At 44.4% G+C, this 19,632-nt stretch carries 12 protein-coding genes; 10 read left to right on the top strand and 2 right to left on the bottom strand.

Features of this window, described 5'->3' with window-relative positions; translation table 11 throughout:
• Positions 1-17 precede the first annotated feature (17 nt).
• From OCV37_RS18030 to OCV37_RS18010, 5 genes are all read left to right on the top strand, one after another.
• Positions 18-1,367 carry a GH1 family beta-glucosidase gene (locus OCV37_RS18030; RefSeq protein ID WP_038184764.1) on the top strand — a complete coding sequence of 450 codons (1,350 nt, stop codon included), beginning with the start codon at positions 18-20 and terminating at the stop codon, positions 1,365-1,367.
• Positions 1,367-2,458, top strand: a complete 1,092-nt coding sequence (locus OCV37_RS18025; protein WP_038184767.1) for an ABC transporter ATP-binding protein — start codon at positions 1,367-1,369, stop codon at positions 2,456-2,458. Before OCV37_RS18030 ends, OCV37_RS18025 begins: the two co-directional genes overlap by 1 nt.
• Before the next feature lie 94 nt (positions 2,459-2,552).
• A complete protein-coding gene (locus OCV37_RS18020; protein ID WP_051680808.1) occupies positions 2,553-4,967 on the top strand; it encodes a GH36-type glycosyl hydrolase domain-containing protein in 2,415 nt (804 codons plus the stop codon).
• 106 nt (positions 4,968-5,073) lie between these two features.
• Positions 5,074-8,157 carry a glycoside hydrolase family 116 protein gene (locus OCV37_RS18015; RefSeq protein ID WP_261888142.1) on the top strand — a complete coding sequence of 1,028 codons (3,084 nt, stop codon included), beginning with the start codon at positions 5,074-5,076 and terminating at the stop codon, positions 8,155-8,157.
• A gap of 213 nt (positions 8,158-8,370) precedes the next feature.
• Complete coding sequence (locus OCV37_RS18010) at positions 8,371-9,390, top strand: LacI family DNA-binding transcriptional regulator (RefSeq protein WP_038184776.1); 1,020 nt, start codon at positions 8,371-8,373, stop codon at positions 9,388-9,390.
• Between the two features lie 121 nt (positions 9,391-9,511).
• Here the strand turns inward: OCV37_RS18010 and OCV37_RS18005 are convergent, their stop codons facing one another.
• Entirely contained in the window at positions 9,512-11,854 is a 2,343-nt protein-coding gene (locus OCV37_RS18005) for a glycoside hydrolase family 9 protein (RefSeq protein WP_038184780.1), read from the bottom strand.
• A 543-nt stretch (positions 11,855-12,397) separates the two neighbouring features.
• On the opposite strand from OCV37_RS18005, the gene OCV37_RS18000 reads away from it, so the two are divergent.
• The 5 genes from OCV37_RS18000 (at position 12,398) to OCV37_RS17980 (ending at position 17,455) form a co-directional block, all read left to right on the top strand.
• Positions 12,398-13,009 (top strand): family 16 glycosylhydrolase, encoded by a 612-nt coding sequence (locus OCV37_RS18000; RefSeq protein ID WP_169739382.1) that lies wholly within the window; start codon positions 12,398-12,400, stop codon positions 13,007-13,009.
• Positions 13,010-13,354: 345 nt separating this feature from the next.
• Complete coding sequence (locus OCV37_RS17995; RefSeq protein WP_157635071.1) at positions 13,355-14,569, top strand: putative glycoside hydrolase; 1,215 nt, start codon at positions 13,355-13,357, stop codon at positions 14,567-14,569.
• A gap of 172 nt (positions 14,570-14,741) precedes the next feature.
• Complete coding sequence (locus tag OCV37_RS17990; RefSeq protein ID WP_390902296.1) at positions 14,742-15,884, top strand: carbohydrate porin; 1,143 nt, start codon at positions 14,742-14,744, stop codon at positions 15,882-15,884.
• A gap of 317 nt (positions 15,885-16,201) precedes the next feature.
• A complete protein-coding gene (cutA, locus tag OCV37_RS17985; RefSeq protein WP_038184790.1) occupies positions 16,202-16,540 on the top strand; it encodes a divalent-cation tolerance protein CutA in 339 nt (112 codons plus the stop codon).
• 270 nt (positions 16,541-16,810) lie between these two features.
• The gene (locus OCV37_RS17980) at positions 16,811-17,455 is read left to right on the top strand and encodes a DNA-J related domain-containing protein (protein WP_038184793.1); all 645 of its coding nucleotides are present in this window, start codon (positions 16,811-16,813) and stop codon (positions 17,453-17,455) included.
• Positions 17,456-17,631: 176 nt separating this feature from the next.
• Here the strand turns inward: OCV37_RS17980 and OCV37_RS17975 are convergent, their stop codons facing one another.
• Positions 17,632-19,527: a sensor domain-containing phosphodiesterase gene (locus OCV37_RS17975; protein ID WP_038184796.1), complete on the bottom strand. Its 1,896-nt coding sequence runs from the start codon at positions 19,525-19,527 to the stop codon at positions 17,632-17,634.
• Positions 19,528-19,632 lie beyond the last annotated feature (105 nt).

The raw sequence follows: 19,632 nt of genomic DNA, 5'->3' as shown, positions 1-19,632 counted from the left end.
TTTTAAAGGTTATGAACATGAATAAATACGAACTTCCTCAAAATTCTCAATTACGTCATAAAGACTTTGTTTTTGGTGTGGCTACCTCTTCCTATCAGATTGAAGGGGGCGTAAACGAAGGCGGACGGACTCCGTCGATATGGGATACGTTCTGTAACAAGCCGGGTAAAGTGGACAATGGTGATAATGGTGATGTGGCGTGTGACCACTACCATCTCTGGCAACAAGATATTGAAATGATTAGTGATTTGGGTGTTGATGCCTATCGCTTATCGATTGCCTGGCCGCGGATTCTGCCTGAAGACGGCGTGGTAAATCCGCAAGGACTGGCGTTTTATGAGCAGATTATCGATGCCTGTCATGCCCGGGGGATGGCGGTATACGTCACTCTGTATCACTGGGATCTGCCACAATATCTTGAAGATAAAGGCGGCTGGCTTAATCGTGAAACCGCCTACAAGTTTGCTGAGTATGCGGATGTCGTCAGCCGTTATTTCGGCGATAAAATCGAAGTGTACACCACATTAAACGAACCGTTTGTCGCTGCTTTCTTAGGCTATCGTTGGGGTAAACATGCACCTGGTATTGTGGGTGAGCGGGAAGGTTTATTGGCCTCGCACCACCTGATGCTCGGCCATGGTTTAGCCATGCCGGTCCTGCGTAAAAATGCCCCGAATGCGAAACATGGCGTGGTATTCAGTGCATCACCTGCATATCCGTTGGATGAGCAAGACATCGGTGCGGCCAATTATTCCGATGCTGAAAACTATCAATGGTTTATCGACCCGGTTCTCAAAGGGGAATACCCAACTTTAATTACCGAGCGACAAGCTGCGAATATGCCGATGATTCTGGAAGGGGACCTCGATATTATTTCTGCACCGGTCGATTATATCGGCATTAATTATTACACCCGGAATGTGGTTCGTTACGATGAGAACGGTGATATCAAAACCGTTCCGCAGCCCGAGAGTGAACATACTTTTATCGGCTGGGAAATTTATCCTCAGGGACTGACGGACTTGCTTGTGCGTTTAAATGAACGTTATGACAATCTGCCGCCAGTATATGTGACTGAAAATGGGGCAGCGACCAATGACACTTGTGTTGATGGTCATGTCAATGATGAACAACGGGTCCGTTATTTTCAAATGCATCTTGAAGCCATCGATCAGGCGATTAAATCCGGTGTACGGATTGATGGCTATTTTGCCTGGAGTTTAATGGATAATTTCGAGTGGGCATTTGGTTATCGTCAGCGGTTCGGTTTGGTCTATGTGGATTATCAGACCCAAGAGAGAACACTGAAACAAAGCGCTATTGCTTATAAAAATATGTTGTTAGAGCGAGCTGAGGAGAACAAGTAATGGCTAAAGTTGAATTCAAAAACATCAAGAAATCGTTTGGTGATGTTGATGTCGTGAAACACTTTGATTTCACGGTGAATGATGGTGAGTTCGTGGTGTTCCTTGGGCCGTCAGGTTGTGGTAAATCAACGACATTGCGGATGTTGGCCGGGCTTGAAGACATTACCTCCGGTGATATTTATGTCGGCGATAAGCTGATCAATAAAGTTGATGCCAAAGATCGCGACTTAGCCATGGTATTCCAAAGCTACGCACTTTATCCGCATATGACGGTTTACGAAAATATTGCGTTTGCTCTGAAACTCAAAGGCATGGCTAAAAAAGACATTGATACCGAAGTCCGTAAAGCGGCAAAAATGTTGGAACTGGAGCCATTACTGGATCGTAAACCGAAAGAGTTATCGGGAGGCCAGCGTCAGCGGGTCGCCATGGGCCGTGCGATGGTTCGGACACCCAAAGTCTTTTTATTCGATGAGCCGCTCTCTAACCTTGATGCAAAATTACGGGGGGTGATGCGTGAAGAGATTAAACAACTGCACCGCGAGCTGAAAACCACGACCATTTACGTCACCCATGACCAAATTGAAGCAATGACACTCGCGGATCGGATTGTGATCCTGAAAGATGGTTATGTTGCGCAGGTCGGGACACCAACGGATGTCTTCCAGCGGCCGGCGAATAAATTCGTTGCCCAGTTTATCGGCAGCCCGTCGATGAATATGTTGGATGCTAAGTTGATTCTTCAGGAAAACGAGTTCTATATTCAATTGGGGGATAATTTAATCCCGCTGCCTGAACGGTTTAAAGCATTAGCGTCGAGAAACTTAGCCTTACATTTAGGCGTTCGTCCGACTGATATTCATTTACGGGCACAACATATCGATCATGAACGTGTTTTCCCATTCTCAGTCAAGATTAAAGACAAAGAATTATTGGGTGCCAGCATTCTGCTAAAAACTGAAATTGCGGGTCAGCCACTGACGGTAGAAACACAGGCTGCTGAAGTGAGTACCAGTGAATTACAACTATATTTGGATCTGGATTCAATTCATTTATTTGATGCATTGAGTGAAAATTCTTTAGCCAGTTAGTGCCGCTATTTTAAATATTAATTAGCTTTAAAAATTACAATATATTTAAATCAATTGCTTCCTTTATCAATAAAGGAAGCTAGGGATAGTCATCATGAAATTCGGATATTTTGACGATAAAAATAAAGAATATGTGGCCACAACACCTTGTACACCCATTAAATGGTGTAATTATGTAGGAACTTTAAATTTCGGTGGTTTAGTCGATAGCAATGGCGGTATTTTACTTTGTAAAGGTGATCCCGCACTGAATCGAATCACCAAATATATTGCCCAGATGCCCAATGCCGATTTTAAAGGCTCGACGATCTATTTAAAAGTTCGTAATCAAGACGGGGAGGTCACGATCTTCTCGCCTTTTTATACCCCGACACTGAAGCCGTTGGATCAATTTGAAAATCATACCGGTCTGTCTTACACCACCATTACTGCAGAAGCTTATGGAGTACGCTGCGAGTGTACTTTCTTTGTACCGAAACAAGATCCGGTCTTACTGCAAGATATTAAAATCACCAATATTTCCGGTGCTGATTTACATGTCGATGTGATTCCGGTTGTTGAATTCACCCACTTTGATGCATTAAAGCAACTGGTCAATGCCGATTGGGTTCCTCAGACAATGATTCTGAAAGCGCATCAGCAAGCGCAGGGACATACTGTTCTGGAACAGTATGCTTTCATGAAGCGAGACTACGCGGTGAATTTATTAACCGCTGATCGACCAGCAACATCATTTGATGGTGATCGCCAGAAGTTCTTGGGGAATCACGGATATGGGAGCTGGGCCGCTCCTGAAGCTCTCAATGGTGCTGAACTGACCAACAGCGAGTGCTTACGCGGCGACAATATTGGTGCGCTGAATTTACGTTTAGGCTGGCTGAAGCCTCAGCAAAGCGAGCGGACGGTGGTGCAGCTAACGCAAATGGCAAGTCTTGAGGCTGCACAACCGATGTTAGATAAATATCGCGATCATCAAGTGGTTGATCAGGCTTTTGCCGAACTGGGCGAGTTCTGGGATGACTATCTATCGGCGATTCAAGTAACGACACCGGATGCGGCGATGAACTCGATGTTGAATGTGCATAATCCACGTCAGTGTCATACCACCAAAAACTGGTCTCGTTATTTATCGTTGTATCAACTGGGCTATGGTGCGCGTGGAATCGGGTTCCGCGATTCATCACAGGATATTCTCGGTGTGATGGCCCACATGCCGGAAGAAGCCCGGGAGTTTATCGAGCGGCTACTCTCGGTGCAGAATACCGATGGTTCCGCGATGCATCAGTTCTTTCCTTCGACAATGGAAGCCAATGCCGGTGACTCACGTGAAGAAGAAGATCGCCCGGATTACTACGGCGATGACCATCTGTGGATCATCTATGCGGTCACTCAATACATCAAAGAAACAGGCAATGCGGATTTCCTCAATCAAGAGATTCCTTACTATCAAAAAGATAAGCAGGGCAAGCCGATTGAGTCAGGCACCGTATGGGATCATTTGTGCCGGGCCATCCAGTTTACGGAAACCCATACCGGTCAGCATGGTTTACCGCTACTCGGGTTTGCCGACTGGAATGATACGGTGAATTTGCCGACGGGCGCTGAGTCACTGATGGTCGCCAATATGTACGGTAAAGCGCTGTTGGACATGCTCGACCTGTGTCAACTGCGGGGTGAGACATCACTCGCACAGCGTTATCAACGTCAATATGAACAGATGCAACAGATTGTCAATCAGCATGGTTGGGACGGGGAGTGGTTCGTCCGTTACTTTGATGAGAAGGGCACACCAATCGGATCGCATACCAATGCTCAAGGGCAGATCTATACCAATGGGCAAAGCTGGTCGGTGATTTCTGGATTTGCAACCCCTGAGCGGGCGACGCAAGCGCTGGATTCTGTCCATCGCAAATTAAATACCGCGAATGGCATTAAGCTTTCTACGCCCGGGTATAACGGATTTTCACCTGAATTGGGTGGCGTTTCTACCTATCCACCCGGCGCAAAAGAGAATGGCGGTATCTTCTTGCACGCGAATCCATGGATGATGATTGCGGAAACCAAAGTCGGTCATGGGGATCGTGCGTATCAGTATTACCGTCAAATCAATCCTGCCTCTAAGAATGATCAGATCGAGGTGTTTGAGTCTGAGCCCTACTGTTATCCGCAAAATATATTGGGAGACGAGCATCCACAGTTTGGCTTAGGTCGTAATGCATGGCTATCCGGTACTTCGTCATGGACCTACGTCGCAGGGACACAGTGGATCTTAGGGGTGCGGCCTGAAATCGATGGTTTAGTGGTGGATCCCTGTATCCCGAAAGACTGGCCTGAATTTTCCGTACAGCGGAAATTCCGCGGGGCGATTTACCAGATTCATGTTGCCAATCCGCATCAAGTCAGCCGCGGTGTCACAGAGATGCGTGTCGATGGGACTGTGATTGACGGCAATAAAGCACCGATATTTACCGATGGCGTACATCACATTGAGATTACTTTAGGCCAATGATATCAGGCGAATGATAAATAAAGGGCACATCGATGTGCCCTTCCATCTCAAAATACATAATAAATATTTTTCAATCGCGTGGAATATAAAATTACGATGGATATGAATGATGAATAACAAAATACCGTATACAAGTTATTATGGACTTGCGAGTGAACTCTGTAGTCAAGGCGAGGCGGTTGAATTTCTTCAGCCGTGGTATACGCCGGTCTCTACCACGCCAGAAAATACGGGAATGGCAGTCGGGGGTATTGGTTCAACATTTACGCTGACCCCAAAAGGCGAAACGCCTAATTTTAGTTTTATTCCCGGTATTTATATTGATTGTTCACAAGAACAGATTAATTTTAATGATTTTTATATATCGGTCATGGATGACCTGCATATCGATAATCTTCGGATTCGTCATCTCGACGATTTAGCACGCTTTCTGACCTTTTATCCTGTCACTTTTTCCGGTGTTGAGCTCAAAGTTGATGATGAACAGAACACCTTATCAAGAATCCGACAGGGGCTATGCGGTTTAAATTTCTATCTGGAAAATCAGGCACGGTTTGAACGCTGGCAGATTGAATTTACCGAGAAAACACAGCATTTAATTCGTCAGGCACCACAGGCGCTGGAAACCCAACTGTGGGTGGCGATGGAGTTTTTTAACGGGTTACTGGTGAATGGGTCAGCCGTGGTGTCATCTCTGACATCGAGTCATACGGCTGAAATTGACGGGATGGCACCTGAAGCGATTCACTATCAGGCGCTTTATCCGATGGCTCAGTATGAATATAGCGGTTTTGATGATGTGAAAGTGAGTCGGAAAGTGGTCTCTCCAATTGTCAAAGAGGATGAAAAACTTTGCGCTTTACCGCTGCACTGGAATCACTTTCATTTAGAAAACCGCTCCGGGGTTACCAAGTTGATTACGTTGGCGCAGCCATTGGACAACCTGATTGGCTCAACGTATCGGAAAAGTCGCCAAGGCGTGCAGGACTCATCCTGTTCACTGGTGCGGAATGCGATTCAACAGCGACACCGTGTTGCAAAGATAGGGGATCAACAGCGGCAGTTTATCGGGGTCAGTCTCACCAGCGACTCGCCATATCATGCTGATATTGAAGGCGAAGTTCTATATGGGGTCGTGACAAATCATGCGGACCTCGATTCGGGGAAAGTGACGATTACCGTGAAGCCGACTTTGTATGATTCACAGTTGGATGAAGCATTGCTGGCGGCCTTGAATATCGGGCGCACCAATACTTATTTTGATTGTGGTACTTATACGGGGCGTGAGCCGTTGTCTTCTCTGGTGGTTGTTCAGGTCGAATTACAGCCCGGAGAGTCGCTGGATTTAAGATTTTTACAAGTGATGGATCACAGTAAAATCTGGCTGGATGACTGGCATTCTGAAAAAGCCTACAGTCGCTTTTTCCCGGCCCGGGACAGAGCCACACGCATGGTGACAGAAATGCTTTCTCAACTTGAGTCCGTTGAAGAGCGTATTATCCGGCAGCAAATTGCACTTTATGACACGGTTGCTCAACAAATGAAAGCGCGGGAAACCGCTGTCAATTTCTCCACTATGGCCATGAATACCTTGTCGTTTCTTGCTGAGTCAACGGTGTGGGATTGTCAGGATCGGTTTTTAGTCAAAGAATGTGTGGATTATCCGTTCTTCAATTCATTGGACGTTTATTTCTATGGGTCGTTTGCCATTCTTTATTTGTTGCCTCGCTTAGACGGCAAAGTCATGGAAGCATTTGCGCAAGCTATCTTGTCCGAGGATGAGACACCACGGCGTTATTGGGAATATGCCGAACGGCCTTTTGCCGATGTAAGTGATGATAAATATGTAGGTGTCCGTGCTGTTTACGGTGCCGTAATTCATGATTTGGGCAGTCCGTTTGATATCCAGCCAGATGCTTATAGCTGGCACAATGTCAAAGAATGGAAAGACCTTGCACCTAAATTTATTCTAATGGTTTATCGCCATTATCAGGAAACGGGCAATCTTGCAGTCGTTGAGGCTTGCTGGCCTGCGGTGCAAGAAAGTATCAATTATTTATCTGCGATGATCGAAGCCGGTGACACCTTACCGTTAGTGCATGGTACCGATGATACATTTGATAATCTTTCTTCCCATGGTGTGGCGATCTACTGTGCGAGTTTATGGGTTGCCGGGTTGCAGGTTGCGAGTCAACTGGCCCAAATGATGGGAAAAGAGCAACTGTCAAACGAATATCAGCAGCGTGCGGATGCGGCTCTGGAAACATTAGAGCAGAGTTTGTGGGATGAACAGCAAGGGTATTACCATTTCTCAGCAACGCCGATTCAAGTGAAACACTTGACTGGTCACGACTACCAGCCACTCCAACAGTTAGGACTGACGCTGTCCGGTGACCGTATTACCGATGCGCGGATCTTGAATGACTATCTTAACCAAGTTGATCGACACAGTGAGCTGTCTCGGTTTGAACAGCGGGTGCAAAAGAAAACGCAACTGTTAACCGCTGCTCCGCTGGCGTTTAGCCAAGAATATCAGCGCATGGCGATAGATTCTGATAATAGTTTCGGGGATGCGTTAGTTGCAGATACTTATCTGAAACTCATCGGAATGGATGGGTTATTCAGTCCGGAACGCGTCAAGCGGACACTTGATTTTATCTATGAAACCAATTACTTGAAAAATAGCCCTCATTTGGGTGTTGCAAATATGACGCTGGCGGATGGCGCACCGCATGAGGCTTTTCAGGCTCAGGATGTCTGGGGCGGTGTTCAGTTTAGTGTTGCCAGTGCCTTGAAACTAGCCGGGAAATACCAGCAAGCCGAAACATTACTGAATACGGTTTATAATACGTTGTATCATTCAGCAAAAATTCCGTTTGCCGCACCGGAAGGTTTCAATGGCTCGGCCCACGTGACCACCAGTGATTTACAGCAATTACTGGGATTGAATGAGACAGAAGCCGCCCGGTGTTTGCAGGCTTTAAAATCGGTTCATGCAATGCTTGAAGACGGACGTGTGAGTCCGACCCTTCGCGCTGAGAAAGAGGAATTCATGCGTGGATTTGTCAGTCAGGGTTTAGATGAGAGACAAGTGGAAACACTTTATTCATGGCTCATCAGACAAAGTATGAAATATACCGCGGGTCGTTATTTCAGGCCGGGAATGATTTTTTCTTATATTTATCGTTAATCCTGTCGTCATTATAAGGGCTGCGCAAACACAGCCCTTATTCTCACTGATTGATATCCTCAAGTGATTCAGGAATATTCCGTCCGGAATATTTCTTAAATGAAGCAAGTTGAATATACGCATAATCTGACACAGCTTAAGGTGACTTGAGTATGTGACTTATGCTAAATATGTTTGATGTGAGTAGATAGAATAATATTAAACAGGTTGATTATGGATAAGACTAATAAGAACATGGCACCTACCGCTTATGAAGTGGCGAAGCTCGCGAATGTATCCCCCAGTACTGTTTCCCGGTACTTTAACCGAACATCTTATGTTTCCAACGATAAGACTGCCAAAATAGAAGAAGCGATTCGGGCTCTCGGGTATAAACCTCATATTCATGTCGATCGGCTCGAAAAGACGCGTTCGATGACGATTGGGGTGTTAGTGCAAAACCCTGATAGCCCGTATGCCAGTAGTCTACTCATTGATATGGAAAAGGTTTTAGCTGATCATGGTTATTCGATTCTGATCTCTGTGAATAGCTGGCAGGCGACACTGATTTCTCATTCTTTAGATTATCTGCTCAAGAGTAATGTCGATGCGATTATTATTATCTCCGGCAATGTCGATAAAAAATTGATTCAGAAGTGTGCAGAAAAAATTCCGGTCGTCGCGGTTGGATATAACATTGAGGGAGAAAACATTCAGTCGATCCGGCTGGATAATACGCTGGGCGGTTATTTAGCGACTTTACATTTAATCCAGCTCGGCCATGTGAATATAGCCCATATTAAAGGATTGGCAGACCATGATGATGCCATTTCACGGTTTGCAGGATACAAAAAGGCACTCGATGAGGCAGGGATTGGATTCAAAGATAAACTCGTATTAGAGGGTGATTTCAGCATTAAGACCGGTTATGAAAAGATGGTAGAACTGATTGAATCCAAAGCTTATTTTTCAGCGGTCTTTGCTGCGAACGACTTAACGGCTTATGGTGTGATTAAGGCATTGAATGATCACGGGTTTAAAGTTCCTGAAGATGTGTCGGTGATCGGTTTCGATGATCTTCCGACGTCGCCATACTTCACGCCTTCGCTGACGACTTTACGCCAGCCTTTAGATGAACTCGGTGCAATTAGTGCCCGCTCGATTTTGAAATTGTTAAGTGGGGAGACCGAAGTCGTCCGGCTGCCACCGATTAGCTTAATTAGCCGCGAATCGACCAAGTCTCGTTATCAGTAACACTGCTGTTGGCATGATATCTGCCAATCCCATTATCTTTGCAGACAATAAAAGGCCGGAAATAGATCATATTTCCGGCCTTTTATATATTGTCAGACTAATGATTTATCTGTCTTGTTCCTTATTGATTGGCAGCGCGCACATCATCAAGGAAGCTGACGGTCCAGAAGAATGGTGCGTTCCAGTTGACCGTGACTTCGTTCATGGTCCATGCTCCGATATCATCTTTCCAACACATTTGTCCGGTACATTTTCCTTTCATGGCAGATGCCACCGGATCACTGAAGTTGATCGAGTTCGGACCACCAGAAATCACACCCGGTGGGACGAGAGGTGACTGATTGTCGATCGAATGTGCCCAGAAACGATGGTGCGGATTCATCAGAGGACGACTGCCATAACCGGATACATAAGACTGATCAAGTGGATTGCGGCCTAAAATATAGTCCATTGCATCAATAACCGCGTCAGCGTATTTCGGATCATGCGTAAAGTCATACGCGACGCCTAAGAAGATACTCCGGTTCATGAAATTAGAGTTCGATCCCCATGTGTACTCTGTGGCACTGTAAGGGATGTGATAACCTTCTTTCGCAATGGCGCTCAGGTACATATCGGCAGTATGAATCACATTCGCCCGTGCTTTTGCTTTGTCTGCTTTGGGTAATTGATTGGGAACCAGCGCCAGCGTTAATGTTCCCGCAGCGCTCATCCCTTGCCAATAAAGGTCTCCGGTTGCATTGTCATCACCTTTGGGTGTGGTCAGATAGTAAGGTGAAGCTTTGATAACATCCCGATACTCTTTTTTACCTGTGGTGGTAAACAACTCAGCGGCTGCCCAGTAGAATTCATCACCTAATTGTGTGTCATCATATGGGCCGGATCCTACAAAGTTGTCATAAGCAAATACATTTTTATGCAAGTTCGCGGCTTTCCAGGCTCTTTCTGCTGAAACAAGACACTGTTTGGCAAAAGTCGGATCTGAATCTTTCCAGACGCGGGCACACTGTGCCGCTGTTGCTGCAAGGTTCAGTGTTGCAGCCGTGGTCGGATAGCTTAAGAAACGTTTTCTCGGATCTTTGTGTGGTGGGAGTGGCATACCTGTCCATGCATCATCCGCAACTTTGTGGAAGACCATGCCTCCGGCATCAATCTGGGTCAGTTTCAGATGATTCAGTTGTTTGGACTGGTCGCCGACCGGAACCCAGACTTTTGCATGATCAGGTGCTTGCATGGCCATCATAAAGCTCAGCATCCAACGGGATTCATCTAACAAATCATTGTATTTGTTATGATTCTCAGGAATTTTCACTTGACCGTCAGCAAATGCACTGGTCTGTTTGGGATGGGCAAGTTGTTCTCGCTCGTAGTAGTTCATCAATGTCCAGACCGAAATACCACCGTTGACGACGTACTTACCTTGATCGCCTGCGTCATACCATCCGCCAGTCACATCTAAAGAAAAGTCACATCCCGGCCAATCGTTGCCTTTGGCATCCGTTTGGTTGAAACAAGTGACGATCTCAGGACGGTGTCCGGCCGGGCGGGCCAGATCTTTACGCTGGACGTACTCAGGTAAAATATCAATGCCGCTTCGCTGTTGGTAGAAGAAGGACAACGCATCGTACTTCATTTTCCGGTAAATCGAGTTATCGATTGTAAAAGGATGGCTACGTTGACCGTCGACTTCGAGCACTGCGTTGCTGACCGGTTGGCGAACTGCGCTGAAATCGATGATTTGAACCGGTTGACCGGAGGCTTTATTGAGACCAAACGGGGTCGTTTTTCCCTGAGCAACTTCATGATTGTTCGCGTCTAACAGTTTCCACGCTAAAGGCGATGTTTTCTTTGTGACAATCACAGCACGCTTCGGCCCATCGACGAAGTAGCCGACTTGATTGACCTGAACCTTCGAGAGATTTACCTTTTTGGCATATTTTGGACCGGACAGAGAGATATCTTTGACACAAACCGTGGTTGGTTTTGCCGTTCCCATTTGAAACTGAAGTTGCACTTTATCGTCATTGGCTGAGGGTTTAAAGGTATAGTGGAATGACTGCAGTTCTGGATTCAGTGCTGTATCTTTGAGGAAATAGCTGGTGTAGGGGGCACCATCATGTTGAACCAGTGTTTTCACACTGATGGGTTGGTAAGCTTTCGCCTGAAATTGAATTTGGTAGACTTCTCCTTTTTTCAGAGCAAGACCGGATTGACCTAAAATGACATCCCATGGGTTGGCTCCTTTTTTATCAAAGGTAATACATCCCATTTGATCGCTTGATTTCAGCGTTGCGCCAGCGGCCCACCATCCATCGGTTCCCTGAGAAAAATGGCCATTGGTGAGTAAGTTTTCTGAATGGACACTCGGATGATTATCAGATGAAGCGGACTTCACCGAACAACCACTCAATCCAATAACACCGCAACTAATAATAGTCGCGATAGTTAACCGCTTTTGATTCATTTTAACCTCTTTATTTTTAAAGAATACAGGTAGATGTTTATTGTTAAATAAATAAATTTCTTCTGTACGGTTGCCTTCCCTTGATAATTTGGGTTAGATAGTATTCAGAATCGAGACATTCGATTTTATTGATAAAACGACAGTTAAAATAATAATGCAAGTGTTAGTTTTTAAATTGTGAAGCTTATTGTTTTTTTGTTTTTTCATATCAAATAATTCATCAGAATTAATGAAAAGAAACATTTCATGGATGATGAATAAATTGTGACTAAAGCCTTCATTTTTATTTTTTGTGGTTATTTGAAATTCAGTTTTCAAATCTAGTTATAGACAAATTTTTATAAATGTCATTAAAGTCAATTCACGGTTCCGAGAAGCAAAGAGGTTTGATGTCTATGCATTTTTATGTCTAAGCATCAAAATACATCTGCCATAACAAAAAATATGAGGTTTAACGTGATGACAACGATCCGATTGATTCTTAAGGTAGTTTTTTTAAATATCTTATTTGTTTCTTCCAGTTTTGCGCTCGGTTGGAGCGGTTTGAATTGGTCTGTATCAGACGGCTGGAAAAATGGCGGCAGTGAGTTTGACTGTACATGGGCTGCTAAAAACGTATGGCAAGAATCCGGTGTTTTAATCTTGCATGCGAAGAATGAAGGCAGTTACAAAAGTTGTGGAGAAGTAAGAACAACAGAGTATTACCGTCGTGGCCGCTATGAAGTTGAAATGCAGGCAGGCGCAGTACCCGGCACGATCAGTTCCTTTTTCACATACACCGGTCAGTCAGGGACATCCAGTCATTATGAAGTTGATATTGAGTTAATGGGTGGGACAAATTTACTCCATACCAATGTCTGGATCGGTGGTCGACAATTCCCGTTAGATATTGACTTAGGTCAGTATGGAATGTCGGTCTGGAGTATGGGTAAATACGCATTTACCATTGATGCGAATGGCGTAACATGGGAAGTATTTAGTCGCTATAACAATTCGTGGGTCACTGTGAGACGTGTGAATCAACGTGTTTCTAGTTATATGCAACTATTTATGAACAACTGGATTAGTGCCAACCCTAATTTTCCACCAAGCCGTTATGATGGCCGTCCAGCTTATGCTAAATACGGATATGTCAGAGTAAATCGTTATGATTGATCATTATTTTATTTCCAGAGATGATGTTATTGCTGGCTGTTGAATAATTGATCAAATAATAGTCTATATAATTTTAATATCAGGTTTCCGCAGCGCATCCCCCGCGCAGCGGACCTTTATCAATACCTCATATTTATCTATTAATATTAAAAGTCATTTACCAGTTGAAATAAGAAATATTAAATAAAATTAATTAATAAATAAAAATAATAAGAAACAAATATAATATCGAAAATAATCAATTCAGAATATGCAACGTTAACGCTATGAGAAACTTATTTTATATTAAGCAAGGGCAACAAGTTTAATATATCTAATTCACACTTATTTTAGAGCGTTTGAAAAATGATGAAACAAATAACCGTAAAATCCCTGATTATATCGCTCACGCCGATGATTATTGCCGGGTGTAATTTTGAAAAAAATATCGATCATATCGATGTGAGCAAGAAAAGTGGCAGTAGTGGTTTAGCAATATTAAGCGCTGATGCCAGCAGTGATATCACACCTTGGATTCAGTCTGAAAAAGATGGCTGGAAATTGTCGGCTGTCACTGCAAGCCAAACCAGTCTGGCGAGTATCGAGGCTGCATTAAACGGTAATACTGTGGATGTTCAGGTGTCAGGGACCGGCAGTAGTATATTGATGATGCAGTCCGCTTCTGGCGTAGATTTGAGTCAATATAAATCTGGTTATGTCGAATTTAAAATTCGGCCGAAAAGTACCCCCCCATCTGCAATCACAGTCTCGATTGATAATGAGTGGCCGGTCAGAAGCAGCCTGGTGCTCTCCGGTAAGTTGACGGATGACCGCAACTGGCAAACGCTCGCGGTACCAATTCCGTGTATGAAACCTTTTGACGGGGCGAAAGCTGTTGATATGAGTCAGGTGAAAAATCCTTTTCATCTGGATGTGAAAGAAGCATTTAATTATGAGATTTCCGATATTTTCTATCGGGAATCAACCGATCAAACACCAGTTGTTGACCCGGTAACATGTGGTGATATTGCAGCGTCCAATCAAGTCAATAATGCCCCGGATTTAGTCTCAGGAGACACTGCATTATTTTATTCAGGCGATATAACGCAGGCACAGGATCTGAGGAGTGCTTATCCACTGAATAGCTTCGATGTTGATATTAAGAATGTGAATAATATCGTCACCTTAGCATTTAATGGGAATGGAGGGGCGTTCTTAGGTAATGATAAATCTAACCGTGATCTCTCTGCACATTCAACGGATGTCGTTACTGTCGATATGAAAGTGACAAGTTATGGGGATTCAGGAAGTATTCAAACCCGAATCGATGGTCAAGTCCTTGATGGTGGTACATTTTTCTCGCTAGATAACAGTTCGTTACCTGCGGACAATAAGTGGTATCGGTGCCAGATAGAAGTGGCTTCAATGATTAATACCTCAAGTCTGAGTTCTGTGAAAAAAGCATTCGTTGTTGGCGGCGTCTGGGATCAAATGAATAACCTTGCGTTTTCATTCGCTAATGTGGCCGTGACAAAACCGAGAAAAGATTACAAAGCAAGTGAACCGTGTATTGCTCTGTAGATATTTTAATTAAGGAGGATTTTTAAATTACTTCATTCGTATTTTTATTCAGTGGTGATATTAGAAAAACATCTATAAAAAATAATTTATGTTGTTTTAAATTCCAATAAATAGGGACATAAACATGAGAACATTGAAATTAATTTCTGTTTGTATAGCAGTGGGTTTACCCATGATTTCTAATTCAGCTTTTGCTGATGATAATCTGAGATTCTTTGGATATGCACGCTACGGCGCGGCTTTTCAGGATAGTGATGAAAAGCGTGTTACGACCGCAGGCGCATTAAATGGCAACGCAACCGGTCGGTTAGGTAACGAAGATAATGGCGGAGAATTCGGCTTAACAAAAGGTTATACCAGTGATCTTGGTGACCAGTGGGATATTGTGGTGATGTTTGACCACTATTCTCAGGAATCTTGGGCGAAAAGTGGTACCGGTGGGGTTAAAGTCAAAAAAGCATATGCGAGTGTGACTAATTTTGTTGATTCTCAACCCGAATTAAAGGTCTGGGCGGGACGAGATTTTCATCAACGTCCGCAAACGGGTCTGAATGACTATTTTTGGATGACTCACGACGGACAAGGTGCCGGTTTTTATAATCTGAATCTGGGCGGTGTCAAACTCGACTTTGGTGCGGTCGGTCAAGTCCAAAGTGATCTGGTCGACGACAACGGCAGATATGCGATAACGTCGAAACTTCACAACATCAATCTGTTTGACGATGCATCGGTTGAGTTTTATGCCAACTATGGCTTCGCATCGAAAAAAGTACAAGATCAACCCTATTATAGTACTAAGGCATATCAGTTAGCGGCTGACTTCTCGATGTCTGGTCATCATCTCCTTTTCCGCTATGCTGACAATGCGAAAGATAGCGTATTTGAGTTGACTAAAGATCAACGCGCATGGTTAGTCAGTTTCAACGGCGCCAGCACTATTTCTGATCAGGCCGCGGTTGAGTATCTGGCAGCATATCAGTTCTTAGATGTGGCAGGGAATCAAGACCGGGCAAACTATAACGTGATTGTACGTCCCACTTATAATTGGGACAGCATTAACTCAACGTGGTTAGAAGCCGGTTATAGCGTTGTCGATTATAAAGACATTAACGCCAAAAACAGCTCGTGGAAGGTAACATTCTCACAAAATATTGTGATTGGCTCTCAAATGGCTGCCCGTCCGATGTTGCGTTTCTATACCACACTCGGTAAAGCAGACAATGAGTTTATTGGCTTCGATTCTAAAACAGGTAATATGCAGTCAAATCGTTTAGATACCCTGACATTTGGTGCGATGTTTGAAGCTTGGTGGTAAGTTAACCAACCAGTATATTGAACACTAATTGATATCAACCTTATTGATCATTCAGTAAGGTTGATATTTTTGTATCGGCAGTCTCAAACTATACCACCGATTATCTGCTCTTTTGCTCTCATCAATTATCCTGAATGCCATCATTCTCAGTGGTGTTACCCTCCTTTTATACAATCGGTACTCTCCATCAGTGACGATTGACTTGATAGATACTACGATTTTATGGGGTCAACCTCTCATCGTGTGGGATGACTGGTCATGTTTTTGGCGGCTGGGCTATAATCAGGACATGCTCAGAGGACAAAGGAATAAGCCAGATGACTGAAACACCGTTCTGTATGGTGCTGACAACGACGAATAGTCAGGCTGGTTGTCAGGCGATAGTTTCGCGTCTATTGTCTGCACAGTTGGTTGCTTGTATTCAGACATTCCCGATCAATAGCCACTATCGCTGGGAAGGAGAAATTTGTACCGACCAAGAGATCTTGTTGCTGATGAAAACTCAGAGCCGCCATTATCAGGCCGTTGAATCGGCGATTCGGGAAGTTCATTCGTACGAAATACCACAAATTATTCAAATCCCGGTAATGGATGGATTTCAGGCTTACCTGCATTGGGTTGAAACGGTCACACTACATCCGGAAGAGCGGGGATAAGTCAGTTTGTCCCCGTTTGCCGTTTGAACTGAATCTGACGGTGAAAGAGGCGGATGGGGGCTGTATATCAGCCATTGGTAAGAACGATGCATATAAAACGTTACGGATGGATGTAAAAGTGATCGATGTTGCGTGGCATTGGCAATAGCGTCACAGAAAGCAGACCCAATGCTGATACGGGTATAGGAAAATAGGGAAGAACAGGATAGTCTGTAGCGAGTATCCTTCAATAGATAGACGGCAGTGAGAATGCTCTCAAGGAGTGCAGTAATGTCAGGAAATCAGAGCTTACAAACGGTATTCCATACACAGATGGAAAATCCACTGATTTGGCCTATTTTGGAAGTGTTGAAACGTGAATGTTCGGGCTGGAAAGTCCATACGCTTTCAACCCGACTGAGTGAATTAGGGTATGTCCCTGAGTTAGATTCATCACCGGGAAAGGATATCTTCAAACGCAATTTTTTGATTATGAATGCACTCTATCAATTGCAAGAGATGCTTTATCCCGAACGTTGGCTTCAGGTGGAGGCAATGGATATTGAGCTACGTTTGGTCAGTAGTCATGTCGCGTATTTTATTGATCAGGCTGATCCGTTACGCATGTATTACACCGACTGGAGTAATTACGAAGCGAGCGAAGGAGAAGTCAAACGTCTGCTGAATGAGTTCTGGAGTCGCTATCGCCAGTATATTGGTCAGGATGACAATGTGACTGATATGGATCGGGCCAGAGCGTTGCGACTATTTGAATTGCCGGTTGATGCCAGTGATACAGAAATCCGCAAAACATGGCGTAAGTTGGCATTGCGCTGGCATCCGGATCGAGATAACGGCGATTCGGAAAGGTTTCGAACCTTGTGTGAAGCATGGCATATTTTGCGCCAGACGGCAGCGGACAAAATGATAGGGTGACGTTGTCACCTTTTCTGTTTAAACAGAATCCAACTATTTTCTCCGATTTATCCCTGAAGTCCGATTTATCCACTGAAGAGAGTTCGGTCAGTTGTGCTCCGAATCAGTCGTGCTCCTCAATAGTCACGTATCGTTGCCGGGGCGTGTTTGTGAGAATCATCGTCTGTTTGGTTGTATTAATTGATCTGCCGTAATTGAGATTGCATTTGCTGCGCCAGACTGTCTTCAAACACATCCGCAGGGACCGGGCGTCCATACAAAAAGCCTTGTCCATAATCACACCCTTCCGCAATGATAAATTGCTCTTGTGCTTCCGTTTCTACCCCTTCAATGATGATTTGCAATTTGAGCTTTTTGGCGACTTGAATAATCGAGCGCACAATTTCTTTGTCCTCGTCACTTTCTTCCAGTGCATGCACAAAACTCTTGTCGATCTTAATGCAATCGAAAGGAAACTTTTTCAGGTAGCTGAAGGATGCATAACCAGTTCCGAAATCGTCAAGAGACAGGGTAATTCCGAGTTCATGAAGAATCTGAAGAATATCGCCAGCCACTTTTTCATCGGTGATCAAACCGCTTTCAGTGACTTCTATTTCCAGATGATGGGCCGGTAGTTGGTAGGCTTGTAAAAACTGTTTCACTTGCTCGACAAAGCGAATGTCCCGTAACTGCTTGGCTGAAACATTGACCGCAATTTTAAAGTCGTTCAGATAGCGAGTCCATTGGCTGGCTTTTTCAATTGCAGTTTTCAGCACAAAGTTGCCCACTTCAAAGATCAACCCATTTTTTTCTGCCAGATGGATCAGGGTTTCACTGGAGATTTCTCCCAGAACCGGATGACGCCAGCGTAACAGCGCTTCTGCGCCTGTCCAAAGTCGGGTGGTCGGGCAGACTTTTGGCTGAAAATAGAGCATTAGATCGCCATTTCTTACGGCATGAAGCAGGTAATTTTCCAGCTGGTGAAGACGGAGTTGAGATTGGGCGAGCGCTTCTGAATGATAGTAATACAAATGACCTGAGTCTTTGCAGGAAATCATCGCGGTGGAAGCTTGCTCCAGAAGTCCGGTGACAGTCGTGTCCTCACCGGAAATTGCGATGCCAATATAAGCATGTAAGTGAATCGACTGATGATGAATATGAAAGACCGCTTTGCTCATCAGGACTAACTTCTCACATAGAATGTCGACATCCCGTTTTAGCTGACTGGATTGCACAATCAGGGCCAGATCGGTGGAGTTCGGTCGGGCGGTTAACAGCTCAATATTTTCCAATTCCAGCGATTCGAATTGTGCATGATAGTGTTTCAGGACATTTTCCCATTCCTGATAACCGAAACGGGTTTGCAGATGACGGGCATTACTGAAACCGATATGGATCACCGCAAATTTTTCTCCGCAGGCCGCGCATTTTTCCAGACGATTTTTAAGTTCATCTTCAAGTGCGAAGCGGTTGAGAAACCCTGTGCTGGGGTCATGACGCTTGTTGTATTGCAATTGGCGTTCGACCACTTTACGGCGATCTATTTCTTGGTTGAGTGTCTGAGTCAGATTGACATAATCGACTGTGTCGTGAGACAGCGTATTTTCAATGTAGTGATTGAGTCGGTTAATTTCAGATTGTTGTGTCAATATTTTCAAATGGGACTCAATGGCGGACTGAAAATTTTCCAGTAACTGAAATTCAAGTTCATGAAAATGATGGATCTGGCTATCGATAACCACCAGCATCCCAAATGGGATTCGATTAGGGAAATAAAGGGGCAACCCGGCATAGGACATCACCGTATCCGGTAAATAAGTCGATAGGGTCGGCTCTTCTTCGATATCAGAGACCCAAATTGGCTGTCCGGATTCGAGAACAATCTGATGAAGTTGACTTGCACTGAGTTCATCAAGGTTTAGCGTGGCTGTCGTGTGGTGGTTATGGCATATTTGTTCGTTCATGCCTTCACGACAGCGGAGCAGCATCACCGTTGGAGAAGAGAGAATCCCAGCCGCGAGATCCACAATATTTTGCCAGTTATCCAGAATGTGTTCCGGAATGATCAAATGGTTCGGGTGATTATTTGGCATGTTGTGATATTCCTGAGCTCAGCTGTTTCATGAAGGTCAGCACTCTTTTTATAATCTAGCAAAAAAAAGCTTCGAGCACATACTCGAAGCTATAAAAACATCAAG

Source organism: Vibrio rhizosphaerae, assembly GCF_024347095.1.
Taxonomy (GTDB): domain Bacteria; phylum Pseudomonadota; class Gammaproteobacteria; order Enterobacterales; family Vibrionaceae; genus Vibrio; species Vibrio rhizosphaerae.
The sequence above is the reverse complement of the archived record's forward strand: the minus strand, read 5'-3'. Positions and strand labels throughout refer to the sequence as shown.

Coding starts and splice junctions, on each gene's coding strand:
- OCV37_RS18005 (WP_038184780.1), bottom strand. CDS start 11,854: ATGAATCAAAAGCGGTTAACTATCGCGACTATTATTAGTTGCGGTGTT.
- OCV37_RS18010 (WP_038184776.1), top strand. CDS start 8,371: ATGGATAAGACTAATAAGAACATGGCACCTACCGCTTATGAAGTGGCG.
- OCV37_RS18015 (WP_261888142.1), top strand. CDS start 5,074: ATGATGAATAACAAAATACCGTATACAAGTTATTATGGACTTGCGAGT.
- cutA (WP_038184790.1), top strand. CDS start 16,202: ATGACTGAAACACCGTTCTGTATGGTGCTGACAACGACGAATAGTCAG.
- OCV37_RS18025 (WP_038184767.1), top strand. CDS start 1,367: ATGGCTAAAGTTGAATTCAAAAACATCAAGAAATCGTTTGGTGATGTT.
- OCV37_RS17990 (WP_390902296.1), top strand. CDS start 14,742: ATGATTTCTAATTCAGCTTTTGCTGATGATAATCTGAGATTCTTTGGA.
- OCV37_RS18020 (WP_051680808.1), top strand. CDS start 2,553: ATGAAATTCGGATATTTTGACGATAAAAATAAAGAATATGTGGCCACA.
- OCV37_RS18030 (WP_038184764.1), top strand. CDS start 18: ATGAATAAATACGAACTTCCTCAAAATTCTCAATTACGTCATAAAGAC.
- OCV37_RS17975 (WP_038184796.1), bottom strand. CDS start 19,527: ATGCCAAATAATCACCCGAACCATTTGATCATTCCGGAACACATTCTG.
- OCV37_RS17995 (WP_157635071.1), top strand. CDS start 13,355: ATGATGAAACAAATAACCGTAAAATCCCTGATTATATCGCTCACGCCG.
- OCV37_RS17980 (WP_038184793.1), top strand. CDS start 16,811: ATGTCAGGAAATCAGAGCTTACAAACGGTATTCCATACACAGATGGAA.